This window comes from Granulosicoccus sp. 3-233 (genome assembly GCF_052681095.1).
In genome coordinates this window covers 25,278-47,636 of the sequence record NZ_JBQYLE010000009.1, presented here as the reverse complement: position 1 = coordinate 47,636, position 22,359 = coordinate 25,278, and the positions used below count along the sequence as shown (strand labels likewise).

Below are 22,359 nucleotides of genomic sequence, written 5' to 3'. Positions count from 1 at the left end.
TAAGTATAGTGCCTTGTCCTCACTACACTGTCCAGCACACTGTCCAGGTGCCGTTCAACACCTCTCCGCTAGCCGTATGCTGGAAAACGACACGTTGTCTAACCCAGTGCATCCTCGACAGCCGTCTTCGAAAGCTCGCAGCAATTGGGCAATCCTTGCGAAAAGGGGTAGCGCTCCAGCAGTTGCGGCAGGGCCAGACAATAGACTCGCACATCAGTCGTTGGCGAGACGGCCACTCTGAAAGGTGCGCGTATGGGATCGTTGCCGTCGTCGAGAATGGCTGTCAATGAGGGGAAGGGGAGCTTGGAGAGGCTGGCAGGTGATTGCCCTCGCGCATCGAACATGCAATCGAAGCGCAGCATCTTGCCGCCGTGATCGACCGTTATCCGCCCGTCGTCCGCACGGGTGAAGGACGCCTCATCACCCGAGGCAACAATGGACAGAACGCCGGCTCGGTGCATGGCCAGGATGCGTGCAATGGACAAGTGTGGCACTGCAGCATAACAATCGGCGAAGACAGGCAGCAGATATTCCCTGAACTGCTTCCAGTCTTGCTCGTACAGATGCGGGAGAGCAATTTCGACATTCTCATGTCCTCTGAGCAATGCATAACGATAAGCGATGGTCTCCTCGCGTCGCATCGATTCTCTGACCGCCTGCAGGTCGTCGCGAACGGCCTCCAATCCTCCTCTTTGCTCTCTGTCCCTGAAATAGGCGGAGGCAAAACCTTCAATCGTGCGGGCACCCGCCCCCAGATGGTCAAGGTAATCCGGGTCGGCTGCTGCCAGTTCGTCAAGAAGCAACTGGAAAACACGCCCCAACAACCCCTCCTTGCCACGCTCCACTTCGACAGTGACAGCCTCTTTCGTGATGCAGTCCAGAGGCTCATAGGGAAAGGGATAATGGAAGTCTCCCTCTGGCATGATGCCGTCACGAGAAACCATGGTCACGTGCATGTCATCAACACCAGTGTTCGGCTTCCAGGAGATCTGTCCAGGCTGTTCGATGAAACTGCCATGCGCGTGACCCAGGGCCACCACGATATCAACCGCTGACAGGGAAGAACCCAGTATCCCTATCTGGCCAGGCAGCTGCCGTTCGATGTTCGTATACGGCCAGGGCGATAGCAGTTCAACATCTCCGATTGTCGGATGGGTCGGCCAGTCATGCCCGGTTGCGATGATGACAGTGTCGAGTGCCACCTCCAGGCTGTCACTTCTTGGACCAAGTACCACAGTGGCGGACCGTTTATCGACAACGATGTCGTTGACCCGGCATTCCGGCAGAGCATGCACTCGATGGCCTGCCTTCCGGGCGGCCTCGCACACGGCCTTGAATTCGGCAATCAGAAATCTTCCGATCAGGGTTCGCGGATAGAATGCACGAGCATCGACGTCATCAGGGCTTGATTCCCACTCATCAAGTTCGACGGCAGACTGCGTCTTCAGCCATTGCGCCAGAGTGCGGGTCAGCGGCGGAATCTCTCGGCTGAAGGCATTGCACAGCATGTAATCCGCATTCAACCCCTCGCTATAGGGCATGCCGCACCCCGGCTGCGCCGCCGAGTCGAAGATATGAATATCCAGCTCTTCCTGGCTTTCCACCAGATGCTTCAGCGAGTACAGACCCATGGCCCCGCAGCCGACGATTCCTACGCGTTTTCTACTCATGCTTGTATCAGACTCAGGCAGTAAGTGCCTGTTGCCGCGATACTGACGAATGCCAGCTCTGCTGTAATGCTAATAGCGCGAGCCAGGGGAATTTTTCGTTTGGAAAACTTGCATCGTCCAGGGTAGTTCCGGCCTTTGACTCGCTGTGGGAATCGTTGGCTGCGGGGCCATGGGGCGTGAGCCTGGATTGAGTTGTCAACTGGCAATTGCATGAACCCATGCGGCGTGGAATTGCAACAAATGGGGTAGAGTGGGCATCCGCAACTCGCCTTGACTTCAATGTCTGACATCATCGAACTCTGCTTGACCATCGATGCAGATAGCCATTGCATGAAAGCCAGTCAATTGCTGGCCACCCAGACTGATCTGCCCCAAGCCCGCATCAAGGATGCCATGCAGAAAGGCGCCGTCTGGCTGGTGCGAGGCAATGGCAGAAAGCGGCTGCGACGGGCCAGTAAACCCTTGCAGCCCGGAGACCAATTGCTCCTCAACTACAATGCGCGTTTACTTGAGCAATCGGTGCCCGCGCCGCATCTGATCCACGATGCTCAGGAATACAGCATCTGGTTCAAACCTTATGGACTGTATTGCCAGGGAAGTCGTTGGGGAGACTTTGCCAGTATCAACCGCTGGGTGGAAGTCCACCTCCCTGAACTGCTCGGCTGTCCACAGCGGCCTGTGTTCATCGTGCACCGACTGGATCGAGCAACCACCGGGCTGATTCTGCTCTGCCATGGCAAGAAGAGTGCACAGCTGTTCAGCACGCTGTTTCGCGAAGGGGGTATCGACAAGCGATATCAGGCGATCGTGCATGGTGACTTCAGCACGCACCCGCAGAACCACGAGGTGAATCTGGACGTCGATGGAAAGTCGGCTCGGAGCCTGTTTTCCCATGTGGAGCACCGGCAAGGCTACTCCCTGGTGGACGTCACACTGGTGACCGGTCGCAAGCATCAGATTCGCCAGCATCTGAGCGCATTGGGGCACCCCATTGCAGGGGACCGGCTCTATGGGGGTCATTCCGTAAATGCCGAAAACCGGGATCTACAACTGCAATCGGTGTCCCTGGAGTTCGTGTGTCCAATCAGTGGCACCGGGCAGCGCTTCACGGTTGCTGACAAGCAGCGATTACAGCTGTTTCCGGATTGATCCGAACCACGACCAGGATTGCTCGCCCGAGCCTGGAGACACTGTCTCAGCCAGCGGCCTGTTACGGCTCGGGCGAGTCAATTGGTCGAAGTCTCTCGTCGCTGTCTTGTCTGGCGACGAGGACCTCATCAAGCGCTAATTGCAGGTCAGGCTGCTTCGGCTTCCTTTTCCTTCACGGCAGGAGTGACCACCTTCGACTTCGCCAGCTCACCGAGCTCGTTGGCAAGTTCAACATACTCTGACGCACGGGCATTGACCTTTTCGGCAAACGCCTTGGTGTCTGCCATACACTGCTCGTAGGTTTCCTGCGGGTTTGCAGTATTGACCGGTGTCTTCACCTGAGTAACGGCATAGTCGACCATGTCACCCATCAAGTCGTAGTTCTTGCGAGCGATTCGCTCGAACGCCTCAGCGGCCACGGCAGTCATGTTCTGCATGGGTTCGAGGCTTTCCAGGGTCTTTTTCTGCAGTTCTGCAAATTGTTCGTTCACGTTTTTCATCGGTATCTCCTTTTATTGATAAAACAGGACAAGAGCATTCGGTGACACATGTCACCGAGCGCCTTTTAAGGCAGGGCATCAGCCAACCGTCAGACAAGTCTCGAGGAACTGCGAGCAGTCCTGAAGAGCGGCTTACTTGAAAGAGGCCGAGACAGTCTCTGAAGCTTCTTTCACCTTGCTGGAGAACTGCTGAGCAATCTCTGCGTATTCGTTGACACGGGTGCTCATCAGCTCGGCGAGAGCCTTGGATTCGGCCATCTGGGCGGAAGTCACATCGGCGAAGTTTTCGCTGGACAGAGGCAGTTGAGCCTGCTTGGTAGAGTATTCGAGTACATCACCTACCACTGCATAGTTCTTTCGAACGATCTGTTCGAATGCATCGGCTGCAACTTCGGCGTAGACGCGCATGGGCTCGAGGGTGCGAGCTTGCATATCCACCAGTTGCTTGAATTGTTCGGTCATGTTGTCCGTTACGTTCTGCATGTTCTGACTCCGATTGATTGAAAAAGACAGTCTCCCATCCCTCAGAACGGATTGTAGGAACGTTGATTTTGCAATGCAATATGTAAAGGGCTAGTTTTCACTTAAAATCCTGATGATTTTTTATATTATTCTAAATCAATTACTTACGATATTCATAGGACTTGTGAATCAGATTGACATTCAGCCATTGCTTTCCGTCAACACTCTGACATATTGCATTGCAATGTAACCTTTTCAAAAGAGCCCTGTCGTCGAGAAAAGGGAATGGCGGCCGGTCGAGATGCCTTCATTCGCCCATTCGTCGCTCTTCAATCAGGATTCGACTTGCATGGCAAGGTCACGATAGTCAGCCGCTCGCAAGGATGGATGGCCAGAGCCGCTTGTCCACGGAATGGCTCGGTACGAATTCTGCAGTTCGCAGCTCGGGACAGACGGAAAACGAGTTGCATGATGACACTGATACTGCCGCACACCGGCAAGTCTTCGACTGCGCGTTCGAGAACGGCATGATCAGCGCGGTGCTTATCGTCAAGGACGAAGCCAGGGTCCTGCAGCACACGCTGGAAACACTCAGAGAGGTTGTGGATGAGATCGTGGTAGCCGATACCGGCTCCCGTGACGAGACCATGACCATTGCCGAATCGATTGCCGATGTAGTGTGCAGCATTCCGTGGCAACAGGATTTTGCCAGCGCTCGCAATCAGGCCCTGGAGAAAGCCAGTGGGGACTGGGTGCTGTCGATCGATGCCGATGAAGTCGTGCGCGAACCTGCCGCGGCGCGCCAGCTGTTGATTGACTTCGTCAACCAACACTCCAGCCAGACGTCAGGCAGCGTGGAAGTGGTCAGCGCTACCTGCCAGCATGGCCAGCGAAGCAGTGTACGTTCGCATATGCAGCGCTTCTTCCATCGCGCATCGGTACGATTCGAGGGAGCCATGCATGAACAGCTCGTGCCGCTGGAAGGGCATCTGACGACTGCCTGTACGCAACTGATTGTCGACCATTCCGGCTATGCGCATGAACCGGATGACCCGGATCACAAGGCCCGGCGGAACATTCCCCTGTTGCAATCGCTGCTGCTGCAACAGCCCGATAACGAGTACTATCGCTTTCAACTGGGGCAGTCCTGTTTCACTGTCGATCAGCATGACGATGCTGCACGCGAGCTGACTACAATGCTCAATGGTCTCGATTACAGTGAATCTGACACTCCGACAGGACATGCTGGACCCGTTGCCCGGGAAGTACTGACCACGGCCATTGTCAGTCTTGCCTATGCGCAAGTGAATCGGCATCGTCTGGATGAGGCGCGCGCGCTGCTCGACCAGCACCGGAACATGGCCCACGGCGGTACTCGCTGGGCCGATTTTCAGCATGTCTGCGGTCATGTCGGATTCATGCAGGGTGATATCGATTACGCCAAAGCGGGGTACCAGGCAGCTCTGGAGCTGGGTGTGGCTTGCGAAGATGTTGACGGAACCGGCAGCTACGCCAGTTCCTATCACCTCGGATTGCTCGCTGAAGTGGAGGGAGCACCACTAACGGCCATTGACCATTACACCCGAGCGCTGACAGCCAGAGCCGATTACGATCCCGCTCTCGACAGGCTGGTTGACTGCCTGGTGGAAAACCGGCTGGACCAGGCATTCGCTGCCAGAGACATTGCCGATCCTGCCCCATGGCGGGAAAAGCTTCACTACAAGCGCCGACATTATCAGAAGGCTGGCGATGCATCGTCCGTAGCCATCATCGACTACCTCCTGACCAGTACCGACAGCCTGCCGCTTTCGTCCGGGGGAAATGTCGCGGACGCGGCATGACGAGTCCGGAATCTGCAGATGCTGCCCTGATAGAGTGCAGGAGTCGATGGGTCATGCGTCGATCATGAGGCAAAGCGTGATTCCAGACCGGTTCTGACCTACGCCGAACCTGCATATTCCGACCTGCAGATAGCCATTTCTTCAGTTATTATGTAGGGAATAGTGCATCACCTGTCTGGCAAAGACTACGAATATCCCCCCGTCTCTGGATGCTGGGGAGCCAGCCCCTCCTTGAATCAACAAAGGTCGCAGCATGAATAAAGTGTATGGCAGTGCCGCAGAGGCTCTTGACGGAGTTTTGCAAGATGGCATGCTCATTGCCGCCGGAGGCTTTGGCCTGTGCGGAATTCCTGAACTTCTACTGGGTGCCATCAAGGATGCAGGCACCAAGGATCTGACATTCGCCTCCAACAACGCGGGGGTTGATGACTTCGGTATCGGTATCCTGCTGCAGACCCGGCAGGTTAAGAAGATGATCTCGTCCTATGTGGGCGAAAACGCCGAATTCATGCGGCAATATCTGTCGGGCGAGCTGGAACTGGAATTCAATCCGCAAGGTACTCTTGCCGAGCGCATGCGGTCAGCAGGCTGTGGCATCCCCGGCTTCTATACCAAAACCGGTGTCGGTACTGTCATCGCCGAAGGCAAGGAGCACAAGGAGTTCAACGGCGAGACCTACATCCTGGAGCAGGGCATCTTTGCCGACCTATCGATCGTCAAGGCCTGGAAGGCTGACGAAACCGGCAACCTGGTATTTCGCAAGACTGCGCGTAACTTCAATCCCCCAGCGGCGATGTGCGGCAAGATCTGCGTGGTTGAAGTCGAGGAAATCGTGCCGACAGGATCACTCGATCCGGACAGCATCCATCTGCCGGGTATCTATGTGCACCGGATCGTTCAGGGCGAACACGAGAAACGGATCGAACAACGTACAGTGAGGACTGCATAATGGCTTGGGATCGCAATCAGATGGCCGCACGTGCCGCACAGGAACTGCAGAACGGCTGGTACGTGAATCTGGGCATAGGCATTCCAACGCTCGTGTCGAACTACATCCCGGAGGGTGTGGAAGTCACGTTGCAATCCGAGAACGGCATGCTCGGCATGGGACCATTCCCGACTGAAGACGAAATCGATGCGGATCTGATCAACGCGGGTAAACAGACCATTACCGAACTGCCCCAGACTGCCTATTTCGATAGCTCACAGAGTTTTGGCATGATCCGGGGTGGCAAGATTGCGATGGCCATTCTGGGTGCGATGGAAGTGGCTGAAAACGGCGACCTGGCCAACTGGATGATTCCGGGCAAACTGGTGAAAGGCATGGGCGGTGCCATGGATCTGGTGGCAGGCGTTGGTCGCGTGGTTGTCGTCATGGATCACACCAGCAAGCATGGTGACAGCAAGCTGTTGAAAGAGTGCACGCTACCGCTGACCGGCAAGAACGTCGTCGATCGAATCATCACCAATCTCGGGGTGCTGGACGTGGTAGAGGGCGGTCTGCAAATCGTCGAGTGCGCTGACGGCGTTACCGAAGAGGAAATCCGGGCAGCTACCGAGGCGACTATCGTCTGATCCACACGGTATCTGTGTAAGCCCTCCTGCCAGACAGGAGGGCTGTTGTGCTGTCAGGCTCGCGCATCAGAGCAAATTGGCTCAAATCATGATTGGGATCGTGTCTCCAGTTGGACGAGTCATCGTGATGGGGCAAGCGAGTTCATGGATCACACTCCACTCTGTGTCTCGGGATCAAAGAGCGCTTCAATGATCGGACATTCTGGCACATCACCGCGACTGCATTCGTCGGCCATGTGTGTCAACACCCTCTCAAGCTTGCGCAGATCCTTTATCTTCTGTCGGATATCCGCGACGTGTGCCGTGGTGATGCTGTGGACCTCGGCGCAAGTCACGTCTTCATGATCGACCATCGCCAACAACGCCCTGATTTCCGATTGACTGAACCCGATCCCTCGACAGCGTTTGATGAAAAACAGGCGCTGCAGTTGCTCATCGTTATACAACCGGTTTCCACCTTCTGAACGGTTGGGTTTGGGCATCAGACCGATTTTTTCGTAATAGCGCACTGTCTCGACGTTCACACCCGTGCGTCTGGACATCTCACCGATGGCGAATACATTGCCGTTTGAGTTCATAGTCACATTTTTCTCTTGCATCTGTAGTTACTACAGATCGGATAATAGTGAGTATGACAAAGAAAACCCATCACCTACGTCCACTGCCAGACTTTTGGTTTGACAACCTGCAGCCAGCCATCCACACCAGAATGGCCGGGATGGTAGCCGCTGGCGGAAATACTCCGGGCTCTGACGACACTCGCGTTAACGTGGACCATCGTGCTCCCACCCATTCCGGATCGTTGAGGAGGTACTCACATGAATTTGACTGCTGGTGAAGACTTGTGAAAGACAAGACACTCCTGACTACCGGGTTAGTAGGAACCGTTCTGGCTGCACTGTGCTGTTTCACGCCTCTGCTGGTCGTGCTGTTGTCCGCCGTTGGGCTGGCGGCTGCCATCAGCTATCTCGATCTGGTCTTGCTGCCGGCGCTGGCTGTTTTCGCTGGTATTACGGTTTACGCCTTGTGGCGGCTGAAACGCAACACCAGTACATCTCCGTAATTTCCCGTGCTGCCTGGAACCTCCATGTCTGATTGTCACGACCTCTCTGAAAACAACACCTTCGATCTTGCCGTGATTGGCGCAGGGTCAGCCGGTTTCTCTGCAGCGATTACCGCTGCGGAAGCTGGTGCTCGTGTAGCACTGATTGGTGACGGCACGATTGGTGGCACCTGCGTCAACGTCGGCTGTGTACCCTCCAAAACACTGATACGAACTGCAGAGTCGCTACACCACGCCGCAGCTGCAAAACGCTTCGACGGTATCGAAACCTCAGCGCGCGTCACCGACTGGCAAGCGGTTGTTCGACAGAAGCAGGCACTGGTGGACGAGCTACGCCAGGCGAGGTACACCGATTTGCTCCCGCGCTACGACTCCGTCACCTACATGGAGGGCAAGGCGTCATTCACTGACACCGGCTTACTGGAAGTCGATGGTGAGATCATCAATGCCGCCAAGGTGATCATTGCCACCGGATCGCAGCCTGACGTACCCGCGATCACTGGTATGGAACAGGTACCGTACCTCACCAGCACGACAGCTCTGGAATTGGAACATCTACCCGCTTCTCTACTCGTGATCGGAGCGGGGTATATCGGTGTGGAGATAGCACAGATGTTTTCCCGGGCAGGAGTGGAGGTCAAGCTGGTCAGTCGCCGGGGACTTTTGCCGAAGATGGAACCCGAAATCGGAAAAACCTTGACGCGTTATCTGCGTGAGGAAGGTGTCCATATCGTGACAGTAGATGCCTATACCGGCATGGATGTCATCGACGGAGGCGTTCGCTTGCAAGCGCAATTGAATCAGAAAGAGCTCATTCTCATAGCCGAGAAGGTGCTTGTCGCAACCGGTCGCAAGCCGAACACGGACAGTCTCAATTTGTCCGCTGCTGGTATTGAAATGCTGATTGACAATGGCGTGAAGGTCGATGATCACATGCAGACATCCCGACCTGGTGTTTACGCCGCTGGCGATGTCACCGGTGCCGACCAGTTTGTCTATATGGCAGCCTACGGGGCGAAGCTCGCAGCCAGGAATGCGATGAACTGCAACTCTCTCTCCTATGACAATGCAGCCATGCCAGCGGTGGTTTTCACCGACCCCCAGGTGGCCAGTGTTGGCTTGACAGAAGCTGGCGCCAAAGCAGCTGGGTATGAGATCCGGACCTCTACACTGACACTGAGCAATGTCCCGCGCGCATTGGCCGCCCGCGATACGAGAGGATTGATCAAGCTGGTCGCAGACCGAGAATCCGGCCGACTGTTAGGGGCGCACATACTAGCGCCGGAAGGCGCAGACAGTATTCAAACGGCAGCGGTGGCGATCAAGATGGGCATGACTTATCAACAGCTGAGCGAGATGATATTTCCGTATCTCACCACGGTGGAAGGCCTGAAGCTTGCTGCGCAGACTTTCGACAGGGATGTGAAAAATCTGTCTTGCTGTGCTGGTTGAGCCAATCAATTTCCCGACGTCCATTTGCAGCTACCACAGCATGGGATCAGATTACATGGAACGAACGCGAAAGTTGAAGCGCCGTGCAAGGCTCTCTGTTTCAGCCTCTCGAAAACGCCAAACCTGGATGTTCATCATCTTCCTGTGTCGAAACGCAGAACGAGCTGTCCTCCGTCATGACCGGCGGACAATGTGACAGTATCCGAGTTGACCATCAGATCAGATTGACCCAAACGTGCAGCAATAATGGTGCGACCGGTAAACCTGAGCGTCTCATCGATGCCTGACGCGTCAAGTTCCGCATGGAAAGACGATTCAGTCAGCAACACATGACTCAGGCGGCTGCATACCGTGCCCGACATCAGCTCAGCATCCTTGGCTCTGATAGTCCAATGCGACCCTTCATTGACAATGCTCAACACGCCCCATGCCGTTGTGATCGGTCCGAACTCGCCTTCAGCCTGAAACGGCGACAGACTCATACCTTGCCAGGGCGTATCATCGAACACCTCCTTGACATGCAGTGCAGGCAGCATGGCCCCCCAGGTGTAGAAGGTATCCGTGTCGGACTGGTCTGCAATGGCACCGGTCTCCGCGTGATAGTTCTCTCCACATTGTCGTTGTTCCCATCCCTGCTTGAACAGGTTCAGGCTCTTGCTGGCAAGTGTGCTGGCCTCGATCTCGCGCCCATAGCGGCGCAGGCCTTCATATACCCAGTAATTCAGGGGAGCCCAGATTCGGCCTCGCCAATAGACATTGTCCTGGTAGGCGGGATCATCGCGAGTGGCGGAGGGCAGCACGAATTGCCCGCCGAATTTTTCTTCCGGTTTCAGGTAGTTCCTGATGAGACTATCCACCTGAGCCTCCGTGGCAATTCCTGCGGCCATGGGAAAGAAGGAAGTTGGCGCCAGTGCTTGTACGAAACGACCATCCATCATGCGGTTGGCAAAGACCCCACGACTGTCATCCCACAGCCACTCCGCAATGCGTTTCCTGTGAGCCTCGCCTTGTTGTTCGAGACGTAAGGCTTCATCGTCCAGTTCGAGCAGCCTGGCCATCTGCGCAAGAATCTCACCGTCCAGCGCCAGTAGGGAATTCAGGCCGACATCAGCTGCCTGAATGAGGCCCGTACTGGCATCAAACTCTGCCGGATCATGTACCGCCATATTGTCCATCGATGATTCATCCTTCGCGGCAAGCTTGGTGCCCTTGTACAAACCATCGCCTACATCAAGACTGGTACCGTATGCCACCAGCCCGGTGTCATGCAAACTGCGTCTGCGCCACCACCAGTCATGGTTGGCCAGCAGTCGTGGAAAGGCCCATTGCAGTAGCTCCTTGTCCTGCGAATTGCGATGGCAACACCAGATGACATAACTGACGATGGGAGGTTGCGATCGATCCAGCCAGGCATCGTTGCCAGTGACCAGGCAGGGGAAATTGCCCTCATCCGTTTGCCAGGCAAATACGGCGTCTATATTGCTCCGCGCCTTTGCAGCATCGAAGCGACTCCACATCAGGGCGTGGTACATGACGTCGTTCATCCAGATGCCGAAACCGCCAAACTTCTGCTGATTCCAGAAGCGTGTCAACACGGTGTAGCTGCGAGCATTGATGGGATCATGCACATGGTTCCAGGCCAGGACGTCGTGCATGGCTTCAAGCGCATGCTGCGCCGCAGAGGTGTCATGTTCTGTTGATGGTCCTGATTCGTCAGATCTGGCACTGGTACCACCTGATGAGCCCTGCCTGTTCTCCGACAGTGCAGCGACCTCACTCGCCAGTGGCGCGACGGTGTTCGGCAAGACCGACTGGTCATTCGGCTGCCCGGATCCGGCAATGGTCGACTCGGCCATGCTCAGTGAAATGTGACAGGACATCGCTGGCGCTTCTTCCAGATTGAAGCGCAATACAGCGAAGGCACCAGATGTGCCACGAGAACCGAGATAGAAGTAGCCCTTGTCGCCATACTCATCGAGCAGTGCCGCCAGGTCGTCGTGGAAGGTTGCCATCAAGGGCAGCTTTGCGGTACGAACCGAGAGTTGCGGACCCGTCTCATTATCGCTGCGCAATACACCCGTGGCACGATCGAATCGGAAACCGATCCCCGCTGGTGCGCTGAAACACAGATTCACCCAGTAGCGTAATCCCCACTCACCGTGCGCGTCACAATGCCAGTGAATATGCGTGCTGGCCGACTCCGCCAGATCGTATCGCCAGCGAAGGTCGGTCTCCTCATGACGGGTCTCGAAACAGACCTGTCCATTGGTGATACCGCGTCGACCGAAGCGAACAAGCTCTCCGGGGGGAATGGCTGTCGCGCTGTTGGCCCGTGCCGAATACAGCACAGGGGTCATGGCAAACCCCGAAGAAAGATGCGACAGCTCGAGGGGTCTGTCCGCCGTCCAGGTGCCCCAGTCTGATTCTGCCCGAGTCATGCTGCGCTCCACGCTTGCAACAAGGTTGCGGTGTCGATCAGTTCGATCTGCTGATCGAATCTCGGGTAGATATGCGTCAGGCAGGCCGCATGCGACTCCGGAGCGGAACTGGCACAGGCGTCGGTGACCACGATGACGCGGTAACCCAGATCGACCGCAGAGAGTGCCGTTGCCAGCACACACACATCAGTCTCGATTCCGAACAACACCAGGGCGTCTGGCTCTGCGGCGCGAATGTGCTTGGCGAAGGTCTCACTGTCGAACGCATCATGAGTCAGCTTGTCAAAGCATTGCTCGGGCCTGGCAAATGCCTGTAGAGAGGGATGGACTGCCATGACCGCATCACCCACATGGTCACGCGTCACAGACGCCCAGTGACGGTAATAGCGCTGCCAGGTACCCTGCGCAGTGGCGGCATTTCGCGCAGTGATGAACCGGGTGAAAAGACAACGCTTGCCACCCGCCTGAGCCAGTCGCTCGCACTGAGGCAGAATGGACAGTCCTGTCTCGGCAAACCAGTCCCCAGGCTCGAGAAACAGCCGCTGCATGTCGATGCAGACCATCAGGCTGCGCGTGCTCAAGGGAGAATGAAGTGGTGAGGTCATAGTCTGTTCAAACCAGTCCGTAATCAGGGTGCATGACCAACTGCTCAGGCATTCATCACAATGGTGTGTGAGGGATGCCAGGCCACCGTCACCGGGCACCCTTCTGCAAACAGTGGCGCGCCGTTGTTCTGAGCGAAGACGCGAAGGGTCGTTTCGTGCCATGCCAATTCGTAGTTCAGGCTGCTGCCGGCGAAGAGGTGACGGATGACCGTCGCCGGCAATACGTTCATGCCAGGCTCGGGAGTTTCGTCTGCACGCAAGAGGAACATTTTTTCGGGACGAACGGCGCATACGATATCGCTGCCGTCAGCATCGCCCGTGTTGGTACTGTGGATGGTACTTCCACTTTCAAGGCGAACACTGCAACCGGCAGCATCCGGCAGATAACTACCGGCTTGCGTGGACAAGAGATTGGCGTCGCCGAGAAACGTGGCAGCGAAGGGAGTCGCCGGACGCTCATAGATATCCAGAGGAGCGCCTTGTTGCACCAGAACTCCGTGATCAAGGATGCCGATACGATCGCTCAGCGTCAACGCTTCTTCCTGATCGTGCGTGACCAGCAAGGTGGTGATACCGACTTCACGCTGGATGCGCTTCAGCTCTACCTGCATGTCCAGCCTGAGAGATTTGTCCAGCGCACTCAGCGGCTCATCGAGCAGCAAGACGCGAGGTCGAAAGACAATGGCGCGAGCCAGTGCCACGCGCTGTTTCTGGCCGCCCGAAAGTTCGGCAGGCTTGCGTTTTTCCAGCCCCTGCAGACGTACCAGCTCAAGCACTTCGTGCACACGATGACGAATCTCCGCTCGAGCAGTGTGTCTCACCGTCAGACCGAAGGCTATGTTGTCGTATACCGACATGTGAGGAAACAAGGCGTAATTCTGGAACATCAAGCCAACCTGTCGCTTCTCCACGGGAATGGACTCCACCGACTCTCCGCCGATGGTGATCGTGCCGGTATCGGGATACTCGAAACCGGCAATCACTCGCAACAATGTCGTCTTGCCACTACCCGAGGGACCGAGCAGCGCATGAAAGCCGCCGTCAGCAAATTCGATGGAGACCTTGTCCAGCGCACGAAACGAACCGAATTGACGACTGACGCCCTTCACCGATATGGCGGCCATCAACGATCTCCTCCGAATTTGTACAAGCGTGCAACAGCCAGCAGCAATACCATGGAGACACTGATCACGATGGTGGCAATGGCGTTGACTTCGGGGGTAAACCCCTTGCGAATGGCCGTGTAGATCTCCACTGGCAAGGTCGAGACACCGGGCACTGCCAGAAAATAGGAGATAACGAACTGATCGAATGACACGGCAAAGGCAAACAGGGCGGCCGCAACCACGCCGGGCAGCAGATAGGGAAGGGTGACGTAACGAAGCACCTGCAATGGTCCGGCACCGAGAGAACGTGCCGCCTCCTCGAGCGTTCTGTCAAAGCCTGCCAGACGCGCCGATACCACAATGACCACATAGGGCAGGGCCAATGCCACATGACCCAGCAACATGGCGTGCAGTCCGCGTCCGATGCCGATCCAGAAGAAGAAGATCAACATGGATGTGCCGATGATCAACCAGGGAATGGCGATGGGTGGATACAGCAGGGTCTGTAACAGACGCTTGCCGGGGAACTCATATCGAAAGAATGCCAGCGCAGCAGAGGTGCCCAGCAATGAGGCGATCACCGTGGTCATCACCGCCAGCTTGAGACTGTTGATACCAGCATCAATCAGTTTGTGATTGGAAGCCAGCGAGCGATACCAGTCCAGTGTCAACTCCAGTGGCAGCGCGTACAGAGGAGATGCGTTGAAGGACATGACGGCCATGACGACGATGGGCACGTACAGAAACAGCAGAATCAGTCCAAGGTACACTTTGCTCAGTGTGATCAGGTAGTGGCTGGGCCGCTTCATGTCGATACCCTGCGAATCACCGGTGCTGCCAGCAGAAACAGTATCAGTACAAATCCGAGCATGATGAACGACAAGGCTGCCCCGAGTGGCCAGTTGAACACGGCAGTGAACTGATCCTCGATGACCGTACCGATGAAGGTGCCATTTCGGCCGCCCAGCAAACGCGGCTCCATGAAGGAACCGATGACCGGGACGAACGTCAGAATGGCGCCGGCCATGATACCGGGCAGAGCCAGCGGCAGAAGGATACGCCGGAAAACCGTGACACGCCCGGCACCCAGAGAGCGCGCCGCTTCGATCAGGTCATCATCGATCGCCTGAATCGATATATAACAGGTAAGTATCATGTAGGGCAGGTAGGAGTGCACCAGGCCGATCAATACGGCAGGGTAGGTAAACATCAGGTTCAGGGAGCCCGCGTCAGGCAGGAACACGTTGACCAGACGTTCCAGGACGCCATTGCCGCGAAGCACCATGGTCCAGGAAAAGATGCGAACCAGCGCATTGCTCCAGAAAGGCAGGATGACCAGCAGGAACAGCGCTTCGCGCCAGCGTCCCTTGATCAGCTTGGCCAGTACATAGGCGCAAGGAAAACCGAGGAGAAAACACAACAGCGTGACTTCGGCGCCAAGCTGAAACGAGCGCCACATCAGAGTCCGATAAAACGCCTTGTCGAAAAACTCGGCGTAGTTGGACAGGCTCCAGAGCGCTTCTCGCCCACCGATGGGGGCTTCACTCAGAAAGCTGAAATACACCATGGCCGACAGCGGCAGGAATACCGTGACCGCCAGCCACAGATAGGCGGGGCCCAGCAGAAATGGTAGCGCACGGTTGGCAGGACGTCGAACACCGTCGGTCCCGCTCATCAATACAACTCCGTTGACGTCAAGTGCAAACGAGAGGGCAGATTATTCCTGGAGGAAAGTCTTGGTCTCCTGCCACAGCGCAAGAAAAGCCTCCCGCTGTGCATCTTCCATCGCCCCCATGAACTGCACGTTGGCAATCTTCTCTGCATCTCCCAGGATCTGGCGGTTGAAAGCCGACTCATCCAGCTGCGCCAGTGCCTTCGCATTGGCCGATGCCGGCGCACCAACCTCGGTGTCCCACTGCACATAGAATGCCGGATCGATCATCCAGTCGATGAATTGATAAGCGGCGGACTCATGAGGTGCGTCGGTGGCAATCGACAGCCCATCCAGCCAGCCAATGGCCCCTTCAGTCGGAATGACGAACTCCACCGGCAACTTGAACTGGCTTCTGGAACGCGATGCAGAACCACTCCAATAGGTGGCGAGATCGAACTCGTTGGACGACATGAACTGATTCCATTCGTTTTCCGACGACCAGAAGGTGCGTATCTGAGGCTTCAAGGCACGCAATTTCTCACGGATGGCATCCAGATCATCCGGATGGTTGATGTCCTGACCCGTGGCGATGGCCGCAAGCATCACGGATTCTACCGCGTCATCTCGCCAGCCGACTCTGCCTGCATGCGCCTCATCCCACAAGGCATTGATGCTGTCGGGGACAGGCTCGATATCAGTCGTATCCACCGCGAATGAGGTCAGCCCCCAGACCCAGGCAGCACCGAATGTCTTGCCATCGCGGTTCAGGCCAGCACTGTCTCGCATCTCCGGTGACAGATCCGCTGCGTTGTCGAGCCTGGACAGATCCATTTCCTGAATCAGGCCTTCATCGGCGGCGACGGATGTAAAAGCACTGTTGATCAATACCACATCGTAGACGCCAGGATTGGTCCGCAGTTTGGTCAGCATCTCCTGCTCGGAGTTGAAGTAGTCATGCACGACCGATATACCGGTCTGTTCCTCGAATGCTTCCAGCGCCCAGGCTTCATCGGTGCCGTACCCTTGCCAGTTCAGTACACGTATTTCCTCGGCAGCCAGCAGCACACCGGGAAATGCGACCAGTGCTGCAACGGCGATGGCTGATCGCTGCAATCGTTTTAGTAGAGTGCCTGCGTTGACAGTCATTGACTGAAACTCCCTGAATGAAGAAGGGTTCATTGTTCTGGACCGGGAAATCACACTATCGGGTAGGCAAGCATATCACGACATTTTGAGGGAGATATCGCATCACTCCCGATCGACTGTCGTGCTGTTTCCAGCCTGATGAGTTCCGCCATTCTTCAGACCGTCATGACGGCAGGCATGCGTTTGCAAGACTTGACGGCTGATAGTCAACCTGGACATGCACTGTTCCAATGAACAATGGCCTCGCTGTACGCACCAGTCCAGCCATCGAAAAGGAAGGGTTTTCCGCCGTTGAATGTCTTGCCGGACTCATGCGAATGTCAAGGGCACCGGCCGGGTGCTCGATACGATTCAGGTTCGGGTCGTTCCTGCGGTGCTGCGCGTACTGCGCAGGGACTGTTCCAGCGATGCTGGATGCGGCCGCAAGACACAAGGCTCCCGTCACGGCAAATGCCGAGTGGCATGTCCACGGTGTGAAATACCGGGCGGCAATGGTGCCATCACCGGCCGCTGCTCCTACCAAAGCGACCTTGGGCAACACCGATTCACTCACATCGCCGAGGCCTGCGCGTTTGCCGATCTCGATACGTATCTCTTCGATTCCGGCTTTCAGTGCCTTGTCAGCATCCAGCTCCTGTCTGGATTCGTGAGCAGTAAGACCAAAGGACTCCGCAGCGATGAACACCAGTGGCGAGGCGAAATCGACACAGCTCACACTGATGCCGTTCACCACTTCCATACGCTCTCCGGTGGGAAAAAGCTTACCTGTTCTGGCTCCGGCAGCATCGAGGAAATTGAGTACGATCGGAGCCCCCGTGCCGGGCACACCATCGATGCCGACGCTGCCTTGATAGGTCACTCTTCCGCCCGGGGTCTGAATGCTTGCCTCAACTATCTTGCCGGTATTGCGGTTGAGAATACGCAAGGTGGTAACGGGATCCTGAGCCTGGACCAGTCCACTCTCGATGGAATAGGGGCCTACCCCGGCCAGCATATTGCCGCAATTGGGCATGGTATCCACACGCATCTGATCAACCGACACTTGTGCGAACAGATATTCGATGTCGATATCGTCGCGTGTCGATGGACTGACAATGACCACCTTGCTCGTGAGAGTGTCTCCTGCGCCTATACCATCAACCTGACGAATGTGGGGCGAACCCATCGCCGCCAGTAGAACGCGATCGCGTTCTGCCGGATCGGAAGGAAGATCGTGTGCCTGGAAGTACGGTCCCTTGGAGGTGCCGCCGCGCATCAGGGTGCAGGGAATGTCGAGGAACATGCGTGTTTCACCATATCAGCAAGTTGAAGGTACGTGGCTCAAGCTGCCTCGGACAGACGCCACGAGGCAGATTCACAACAGGACTCGACCTATGCAGCGTGTTTCGCGGCGCGGCTGAGCACCTTGTCAACCATCACGCCGGCCTGGCCCAGATAGTTGGCCGGATCACACAAATGCGCCAGTGCAGGACGGTCCAGATGGGCACTGATTTCCGGGTGGTCGACCAGCAAGTCAAGCAGTGGTCGCTTGCTCTGTATCGCCTCGCGGCACAGGTCATACACCAGATCGTGAGCGTACTCCCGCCCAATGTAAGGTCCCAGTCCCATCATCACCGCCTCGGACATTACCAGTCCATTGGTGAGATCGATATTGGTTCGCATGTTCGCTTCATCGACTTCCAGGCCTTCCAGTACAAAACGGGTTTGCCTGAGAGCGCCGGCGAGCAGACAGAAGGCTTCTGGCAAAGCTATCCATTCGATCTCCCACGGGCCGGTGGAACGCTCATGGTCGGCAACCATGGCGTCCATGAGAGAGGCGGAATGCTGGCGCACCACGGAGATGGCAGCATGGATGTAACAACTGGATATGGGGTTGCGCTTCTGCGGCATGGTACTGCTCGATCCTCGTCCGGGCGCGAAGGGCTCATAGACTTCGGCCACTTCGTGCTGCATCATCAGCTTGACGTCCATCGCGATCTTGCCCAGAGAGCCACCCACCAAACCCAGAAAAGCGCCAACTTCGGCGATGGTATCGCGTACGGTGTGCCAGGCGATGTCCGGTTGTGCCAGCCCCAGTTCTTCCATCAGACCGGCTTGCGTTTCCATGGCGCCTTTCTCGATCGATGCCAGGGTGCCACAGGCACCGCCGAACTCTCCCATCAGTACGCGAGGACGTAGCTGTGCAAGACGTTCCCGGTGTCGTTCGATACCAGCGAGGATCGCTGCCGTCTTGAACCCGAATGTGACGGGTATGGCCTGTTGCAGATTGCTGCGGCCGATGACCGGCGTGTCTCGGTAGCGCGTGGAGAGCGACACCAGAGCCTCGGAGATGGCTTTCAGATCTTCATCGATGATCTCCAGGGCTTCACGAATCTGCATCACTGTCGCTGTGTCAGTGATGTCCTGCGTCGTGGCCCCCCAATGGACGAACTCGCCCAGTTTGTCACGACACAGTCCGTTGATCTGTGTGACGACACCCAGCACCGGATAACCGATACGCTCGGTCTGTTCACGCAACTGTTCCATGTCGATCTTGTCGATATGGCAATTGCTGACGATTTCGTCGGCAGCCTCCTGCGGGATGATGCCCAGTCTTCCCTGGACGACAGCCAATGCCCGTTCGAACTCGACGTAATGCCGCGTTCGATTGCGATCGGACCAGACGTCACGCATGGCGTCTGTACTGAAGATGTTTCCGAAGATTTGCGAGTCTATGATGCCAGCGGCCATGATGTCAGCTCCTTGTATTATCGGGATGTTGGTTGTTGATGAGAGAGGATCAACGCGCCGCAGAGACGTCACTGCGCGCGAGGATGGCCTGCGCCTTTAGCACGACGGGGCGATCGATCATCTTGCCGTCAAGCTGAACGGCGCCATCGGATGATCGCGCGGCCTGCATGACACGTTGCGCCCATGCCTGATCAGCTGCCGTTGGCAGACAGGCGGCATGTACGATGTCGATCTGTGCAGGGTGAATGCACAGCTTGGCAGCAAATCCGTAGTTGCGAGCAAAGGCAAAATCGCTCTTGATGCGCTCGATATCCTTGATAGAGGGGGTGACCCCTGCAACCGGGGAGGGCAGCTCAGCACAACGCGAAGCGATGGCGATTCGTGCCGAGGCGTAAGCAAGACCGCTGTTCTCGCCGGTAAGATCCAGATCTACGGCATAGTCCAGAGTGCCAAAGACCAGCCGCTGAACGCCTTCGGTTTCGGCAATTTCATCCACATTGCGTATGCCACGGGCAGTTTCGACAAGCGCCAGGACACGGACTCCGTCAGGACCATTGCCGATAACGGTCTCTATCTGCTGGCGATTTTCCGATTTCGGCAACATCACCAGAGGTATGCCGATACTGCGTAGCCATGCAAGATCGCCTGGGAACCATTCGGATTCGCTGTCATTGATGCGAACGGCAATGCGACCCGAAACTTCTGGATGATTACGAAAGCAACGAGCAATATGGTCGCGAGCGACAGCCTTGTCGGCTGGAATCACCGCGTCTTCAAGATCCAGAATGACAACGCCGGCGCTGGTCGAAAACGCTTTGTCAAAGCGATCAGGACGATTGCCGGGAACAAAGAGATAGGTAATGGGGAAACTCATGATGGCTTGCTCCTGGATACTCAGATCACACCCGTGCTCTTGAACTCAGCCACCTGTTCAGCGGTATATCCCAGTTGTGCCAGAATTGCTGCCGAATGTTGACCAAGAGCAGGGACAGGGTCCATGCGCGGCTCTCCTGTTTTCCAGGAACCAGGTGGCAGCAGTGCAGGGACCACACCTGCCGACGTTTCCACCTGACGCCAGCGCTTGCGGGCCTCGAGCTGCGGGTGATCCCATACAGCCTGCATGTCGTTGACTTGCGCGTTGGCGATATTGGCGGCGTCGAGTCGCTCGACAACCTGTTCCGCCGAAAGATCGGAGAAAGCATCCACGATGATCCGGCGCAGTTCCACACGCCCGGCACTGCGTCTGGAATTACCGGCAAAGCGCTCCTCCTCAGCCAACGCTGGTTGCAGCAGCACCGTGTTGCAGAAGGCAGACCATTCGCGCTCGTTCTGCAGACCGAACATCACCGTCTTGCCATCACCCGCTGGAAACGGCCCGTAGGGATAGATGGTGGCGTGACTGGCACCTGTACGTGGTGGAGGTGTAGCACCGTCAAAGGCGTAGTACAACGGGTAGGAGGTCCACTCCGCCAGACTCTCCAGCATCGAGATATCGAGATGCTGTCCGCGGCCGGTCTTCTGGCGTTCCATCAATGCTGCCAGAATATTGGTATAGGCGTACATCCCCGCAGCGATATCGGCGATCGACGGACCTGCCTTGCACGGTTCTTCTTCCGTACCTGTCACCGACAGAAATCCCGATTCGCTCTGAATCAACAGATCGTAGGCCTTCTTGTCGCGGTAGGGTCCGTTGTCTCCATAACCGGAAATATCACAGACAATGATTTCCGGCTTGCTTGCAGAGAGAACCTCATGGGACAGCCCCAGCCTCGCTGCAGCACCTGGCGCCAGGTTCTGAACGAGCACATCAGCCTCATCGACTATCAATCGCTTGAGCGCAGCCAACGCGTCAGGGTGCTTGATATCCAGGGTCAGACTCTCCTTGGAACGGTTGATCCACACGAAATGCGAGGCGAGACCCCGTACCCGTTCGTCGTAACCCCGGGCAAAATCACCCACACCTGGTCGCTCGACCTTGATGACTCGGGCGCCCAGATCGGCGAGTTGCCGAGTGGCGAAGGGTGCAGCAATGGCATGCTCGAGGGTAACTACGGTTATACCGTCAAGAGGTCTCATCTCATTCCCCCTGTCTGATGACCGCGGTTGCCTGCATGGTCAGCCAGCCTTCGTGGTCCTTTGCCCACAGCCGAAACGTCTTGCCATCGGGCTCGGGTTCTCCGCAGACATGGAAGTGATTGATATCGAATACGGGCCGTACTGCTCGGAATTCGAAACTGGCAAGCTCCGCGTCAGGTAACTCGTGGCGCAGCAGATCGAGCAGCAGGGTGGCGATCATCGGCCCATGTACAATCAATCCGGGATAGCCTTCGGTTTCCGTCACGTACTTGCGGTCGTAATGAATGCGATGACCGTTGAATGTCAATGCGGAGTAGCGAAACAGCAATACATCATCTGGCACCCATCTTCTTTCCCAGGTAGAGCTTGCCGGCGCGGCCACGGGCGAAGGCGGAACATCATCAGGCTTTGCTGCCTGCCGGTAGACGATATCGTGATACTCGGTCAAGGCTGTTTCCGTCTCTCCCTCACGACGTATCTCGTGGCGCACCTTGACGAACACCAGCGGCCCGGTTCGGCCGTTCTTTTCAGTGACATCATGAATTGTCGAGGTACGAGTCAACGCATCTCCGACACGCAATGGCTTGTGAAAGGTGAACTGGCTTCCTGCCCACATGCGTCGTGGCAACGGTACCGGAGGCAGAAAGCCACCGAGCCTTGCGTGACCGTCATGACCTATTTCGGACTGACGATGCAAGGGCAGAAAGTAGAGCCAATGCCACAAGCCAGGTAGTGGGGTACCCGCTTCCGGTCGTTCCGCAGGACGATCGAAGGTGGCAGACAAGGCCGCATAGGGCGTGGCCGTAACACTGTCAGAGACTTCTTCCGAACGACCGATCCATTCTTCAAGCTTCATTTCAAATACTCCTTCACGCAATGCGGCGCCACTGTC

The 22,359-nt window shown here is 56.4% G+C and carries 21 protein-coding genes; 6 read left to right on the top strand and 15 right to left on the bottom strand.

From position 1 onward, the window contains the following. Positions 1-98: 98 nt before the first annotated feature. Entirely contained in the window at positions 99-1,670 is a 1,572-nt protein-coding gene (locus ACUNV4_RS21240) for an FAD/NAD(P)-binding protein (RefSeq protein WP_430880627.1), read from the bottom strand. Between the two features lie 279 nt (positions 1,671-1,949). On the opposite strand from ACUNV4_RS21240, the gene ACUNV4_RS21235 reads away from it, so the two are divergent. After that, positions 1,950-2,819 carry an RluA family pseudouridine synthase gene (locus ACUNV4_RS21235; RefSeq protein WP_430880626.1) on the top strand — a complete coding sequence of 290 codons (870 nt, stop codon included), beginning with the start codon at positions 1,950-1,952 and terminating at the stop codon, positions 2,817-2,819. Between the two features lie 146 nt (positions 2,820-2,965). On the opposite strand, the gene ACUNV4_RS21230 is transcribed toward ACUNV4_RS21235, so the two are convergent. Continuing rightward, a complete protein-coding gene (locus ACUNV4_RS21230) occupies positions 2,966-3,319 on the bottom strand; it encodes a phasin family protein (protein WP_430880625.1) in 354 nt (117 codons plus the stop codon). Between the two features lie 132 nt (positions 3,320-3,451). Beyond that, positions 3,452-3,802, bottom strand: coding sequence for a phasin family protein (locus ACUNV4_RS21225; protein ID WP_430880624.1), 351 nt, complete (start codon positions 3,800-3,802; stop codon positions 3,452-3,454). 443 nt (positions 3,803-4,245) lie between these two features. Between ACUNV4_RS21225 and ACUNV4_RS21220 the strand changes: the two genes are divergently transcribed. The 3 genes from ACUNV4_RS21220 (at position 4,246) to ACUNV4_RS21210 (ending at position 7,197) form a co-directional block, all read left to right on the top strand. Beyond that, the gene (locus tag ACUNV4_RS21220) at positions 4,246-5,622 is read left to right on the top strand and encodes a tetratricopeptide repeat-containing glycosyltransferase (RefSeq protein WP_430880623.1); all 1,377 of its coding nucleotides are present in this window, start codon (positions 4,246-4,248) and stop codon (positions 5,620-5,622) included. A 253-nt stretch (positions 5,623-5,875) separates the two neighbouring features. Beyond that, positions 5,876-6,571 carry a CoA transferase subunit A gene (locus ACUNV4_RS21215; protein WP_430880622.1) on the top strand — a complete coding sequence of 232 codons (696 nt, stop codon included), beginning with the start codon at positions 5,876-5,878 and terminating at the stop codon, positions 6,569-6,571. Then, positions 6,571-7,197, top strand: coding sequence for a 3-oxoacid CoA-transferase subunit B (locus tag ACUNV4_RS21210; protein WP_430880621.1), 627 nt, complete (start codon positions 6,571-6,573; stop codon positions 7,195-7,197). Before ACUNV4_RS21215 ends, ACUNV4_RS21210 begins: the two co-directional genes overlap by 1 nt. Before the next feature lie 149 nt (positions 7,198-7,346). Here ACUNV4_RS21210 and ACUNV4_RS21205 read toward each other — a convergent pair whose 3' ends face one another. After that, positions 7,347-7,775 carry a MerR family transcriptional regulator gene (locus ACUNV4_RS21205; protein WP_430880620.1) on the bottom strand — a complete coding sequence of 143 codons (429 nt, stop codon included), beginning with the start codon at positions 7,773-7,775 and terminating at the stop codon, positions 7,347-7,349. A gap of 266 nt (positions 7,776-8,041) precedes the next feature. Here ACUNV4_RS21205 and merF point away from each other — a divergent pair, with 266 nt between their 5' ends. Next, on the top strand, positions 8,042-8,260 hold the full coding sequence (merF, locus tag ACUNV4_RS21200) for a mercury resistance system transport protein MerF (protein ID WP_430880619.1): 219 nt from the start codon (positions 8,042-8,044) through the stop codon (positions 8,258-8,260). Positions 8,261-8,284: 24 nt separating this feature from the next. Continuing rightward, positions 8,285-9,712 carry a mercury(II) reductase gene (gene merA, locus ACUNV4_RS21195; protein WP_430880618.1) on the top strand — a complete coding sequence of 476 codons (1,428 nt, stop codon included), beginning with the start codon at positions 8,285-8,287 and terminating at the stop codon, positions 9,710-9,712. A 134-nt stretch (positions 9,713-9,846) separates the two neighbouring features. Here merA and ACUNV4_RS21190 read toward each other — a convergent pair whose 3' ends face one another. From ACUNV4_RS21190 to ACUNV4_RS21140, 11 genes are all read right to left on the bottom strand, one after another. Next, positions 9,847-12,150 carry an MGH1-like glycoside hydrolase domain-containing protein gene (locus ACUNV4_RS21190; RefSeq protein WP_430880617.1) on the bottom strand — a complete coding sequence of 768 codons (2,304 nt, stop codon included), beginning with the start codon at positions 12,148-12,150 and terminating at the stop codon, positions 9,847-9,849. Continuing rightward, complete coding sequence (locus tag ACUNV4_RS21185; RefSeq protein WP_430880616.1) at positions 12,147-12,755, bottom strand: cysteine hydrolase family protein; 609 nt, start codon at positions 12,753-12,755, stop codon at positions 12,147-12,149. The genes ACUNV4_RS21190 and ACUNV4_RS21185 overlap by 4 nt, the downstream gene beginning before the upstream one ends. A gap of 44 nt (positions 12,756-12,799) precedes the next feature. Beyond that, complete coding sequence (locus ACUNV4_RS21180) at positions 12,800-13,879, bottom strand: ABC transporter ATP-binding protein (RefSeq protein WP_430880615.1); 1,080 nt, start codon at positions 13,877-13,879, stop codon at positions 12,800-12,802. After that, positions 13,879-14,670: an ABC transporter permease gene (locus ACUNV4_RS21175; protein ID WP_430880614.1), complete on the bottom strand. Its 792-nt coding sequence runs from the start codon at positions 14,668-14,670 to the stop codon at positions 13,879-13,881. The genes ACUNV4_RS21180 and ACUNV4_RS21175 overlap by 1 nt, the downstream gene beginning before the upstream one ends. Beyond that, entirely contained in the window at positions 14,667-15,536 is an 870-nt protein-coding gene (locus tag ACUNV4_RS21170) for an ABC transporter permease (RefSeq protein WP_430880613.1), read from the bottom strand. Before ACUNV4_RS21170 ends, ACUNV4_RS21175 begins: the two co-directional genes overlap by 4 nt. Positions 15,537-15,578: 42 nt before the next feature. Beyond that, the gene (locus tag ACUNV4_RS21165; RefSeq protein WP_430880612.1) at positions 15,579-16,661 is read right to left on the bottom strand and encodes an ABC transporter substrate-binding protein; all 1,083 of its coding nucleotides are present in this window, start codon (positions 16,659-16,661) and stop codon (positions 15,579-15,581) included. Positions 16,662-16,824: 163 nt separating this feature from the next. Next, positions 16,825-17,943: a 4-oxalomesaconate tautomerase gene (locus ACUNV4_RS21160; protein ID WP_430880611.1), complete on the bottom strand. Its 1,119-nt coding sequence runs from the start codon at positions 17,941-17,943 to the stop codon at positions 16,825-16,827. 89 nt (positions 17,944-18,032) lie between these two features. Continuing rightward, a complete protein-coding gene (locus ACUNV4_RS21155; RefSeq protein ID WP_430880610.1) occupies positions 18,033-19,391 on the bottom strand; it encodes a class-II fumarase/aspartase family protein in 1,359 nt (452 codons plus the stop codon). A 49-nt stretch (positions 19,392-19,440) separates the two neighbouring features. Next, complete coding sequence (locus ACUNV4_RS21150; RefSeq protein WP_430880609.1) at positions 19,441-20,265, bottom strand: HpcH/HpaI aldolase/citrate lyase family protein; 825 nt, start codon at positions 20,263-20,265, stop codon at positions 19,441-19,443. 20 nt (positions 20,266-20,285) lie between these two features. Next, positions 20,286-21,467, bottom strand: a complete 1,182-nt coding sequence (locus ACUNV4_RS21145; protein WP_430880608.1) for a CaiB/BaiF CoA transferase family protein — start codon at positions 21,465-21,467, stop codon at positions 20,286-20,288. 1 nt (position 21,468) lies between these two features. Next, the gene (locus ACUNV4_RS21140) at positions 21,469-22,323 is read right to left on the bottom strand and encodes an FAS1-like dehydratase domain-containing protein (protein WP_430880607.1); all 855 of its coding nucleotides are present in this window, start codon (positions 22,321-22,323) and stop codon (positions 21,469-21,471) included. Positions 22,324-22,359 lie beyond the last annotated feature (36 nt).

Coding starts and splice junctions, on each gene's coding strand:
- ACUNV4_RS21240 (WP_430880627.1), bottom strand. CDS start 1,670: ATGAGTAGAAAACGCGTAGGAATCGTCGGCTGCGGGGCCATGGGTCTG.
- ACUNV4_RS21235 (WP_430880626.1), top strand. CDS start 1,950: ATGTCTGACATCATCGAACTCTGCTTGACCATCGATGCAGATAGCCAT.
- ACUNV4_RS21230 (WP_430880625.1), bottom strand. CDS start 3,319: ATGAAAAACGTGAACGAACAATTTGCAGAACTGCAGAAAAAGACCCTG.
- ACUNV4_RS21225 (WP_430880624.1), bottom strand. CDS start 3,802: ATGCAGAACGTAACGGACAACATGACCGAACAATTCAAGCAACTGGTG.
- ACUNV4_RS21215 (WP_430880622.1), top strand. CDS start 5,876: ATGAATAAAGTGTATGGCAGTGCCGCAGAGGCTCTTGACGGAGTTTTG.
- ACUNV4_RS21210 (WP_430880621.1), top strand. CDS start 6,571: ATGGCTTGGGATCGCAATCAGATGGCCGCACGTGCCGCACAGGAACTG.
- ACUNV4_RS21205 (WP_430880620.1), bottom strand. CDS start 7,775: ATGAACTCAAACGGCAATGTATTCGCCATCGGTGAGATGTCCAGACGC.
- merA (WP_430880618.1), top strand. CDS start 8,285: ATGTCTGATTGTCACGACCTCTCTGAAAACAACACCTTCGATCTTGCC.
- ACUNV4_RS21190 (WP_430880617.1), bottom strand. CDS start 12,150: ATGACTCGGGCAGAATCAGACTGGGGCACCTGGACGGCGGACAGACCC.
- ACUNV4_RS21185 (WP_430880616.1), bottom strand. CDS start 12,755: ATGACCTCACCACTTCATTCTCCCTTGAGCACGCGCAGCCTGATGGTC.
- ACUNV4_RS21180 (WP_430880615.1), bottom strand. CDS start 13,879: ATGGCCGCCATATCGGTGAAGGGCGTCAGTCGTCAATTCGGTTCGTTT.
- ACUNV4_RS21175 (WP_430880614.1), bottom strand. CDS start 14,670: ATGAAGCGGCCCAGCCACTACCTGATCACACTGAGCAAAGTGTACCTT.
- ACUNV4_RS21170 (WP_430880613.1), bottom strand. CDS start 15,536: ATGAGCGGGACCGACGGTGTTCGACGTCCTGCCAACCGTGCGCTACCA.
- ACUNV4_RS21165 (WP_430880612.1), bottom strand. CDS start 16,661: ATGACTGTCAACGCAGGCACTCTACTAAAACGATTGCAGCGATCAGCC.
- ACUNV4_RS21160 (WP_430880611.1), bottom strand. CDS start 17,943: ATGTTCCTCGACATTCCCTGCACCCTGATGCGCGGCGGCACCTCCAAG.
- ACUNV4_RS21155 (WP_430880610.1), bottom strand. CDS start 19,391: ATGGCCGCTGGCATCATAGACTCGCAAATCTTCGGAAACATCTTCAGT.
- ACUNV4_RS21150 (WP_430880609.1), bottom strand. CDS start 20,265: ATGAGTTTCCCCATTACCTATCTCTTTGTTCCCGGCAATCGTCCTGAT.
- ACUNV4_RS21145 (WP_430880608.1), bottom strand. CDS start 21,467: ATGAGACCTCTTGACGGTATAACCGTAGTTACCCTCGAGCATGCCATT.
- ACUNV4_RS21140 (WP_430880607.1), bottom strand. CDS start 22,323: ATGAAGCTTGAAGAATGGATCGGTCGTTCGGAAGAAGTCTCTGACAGT.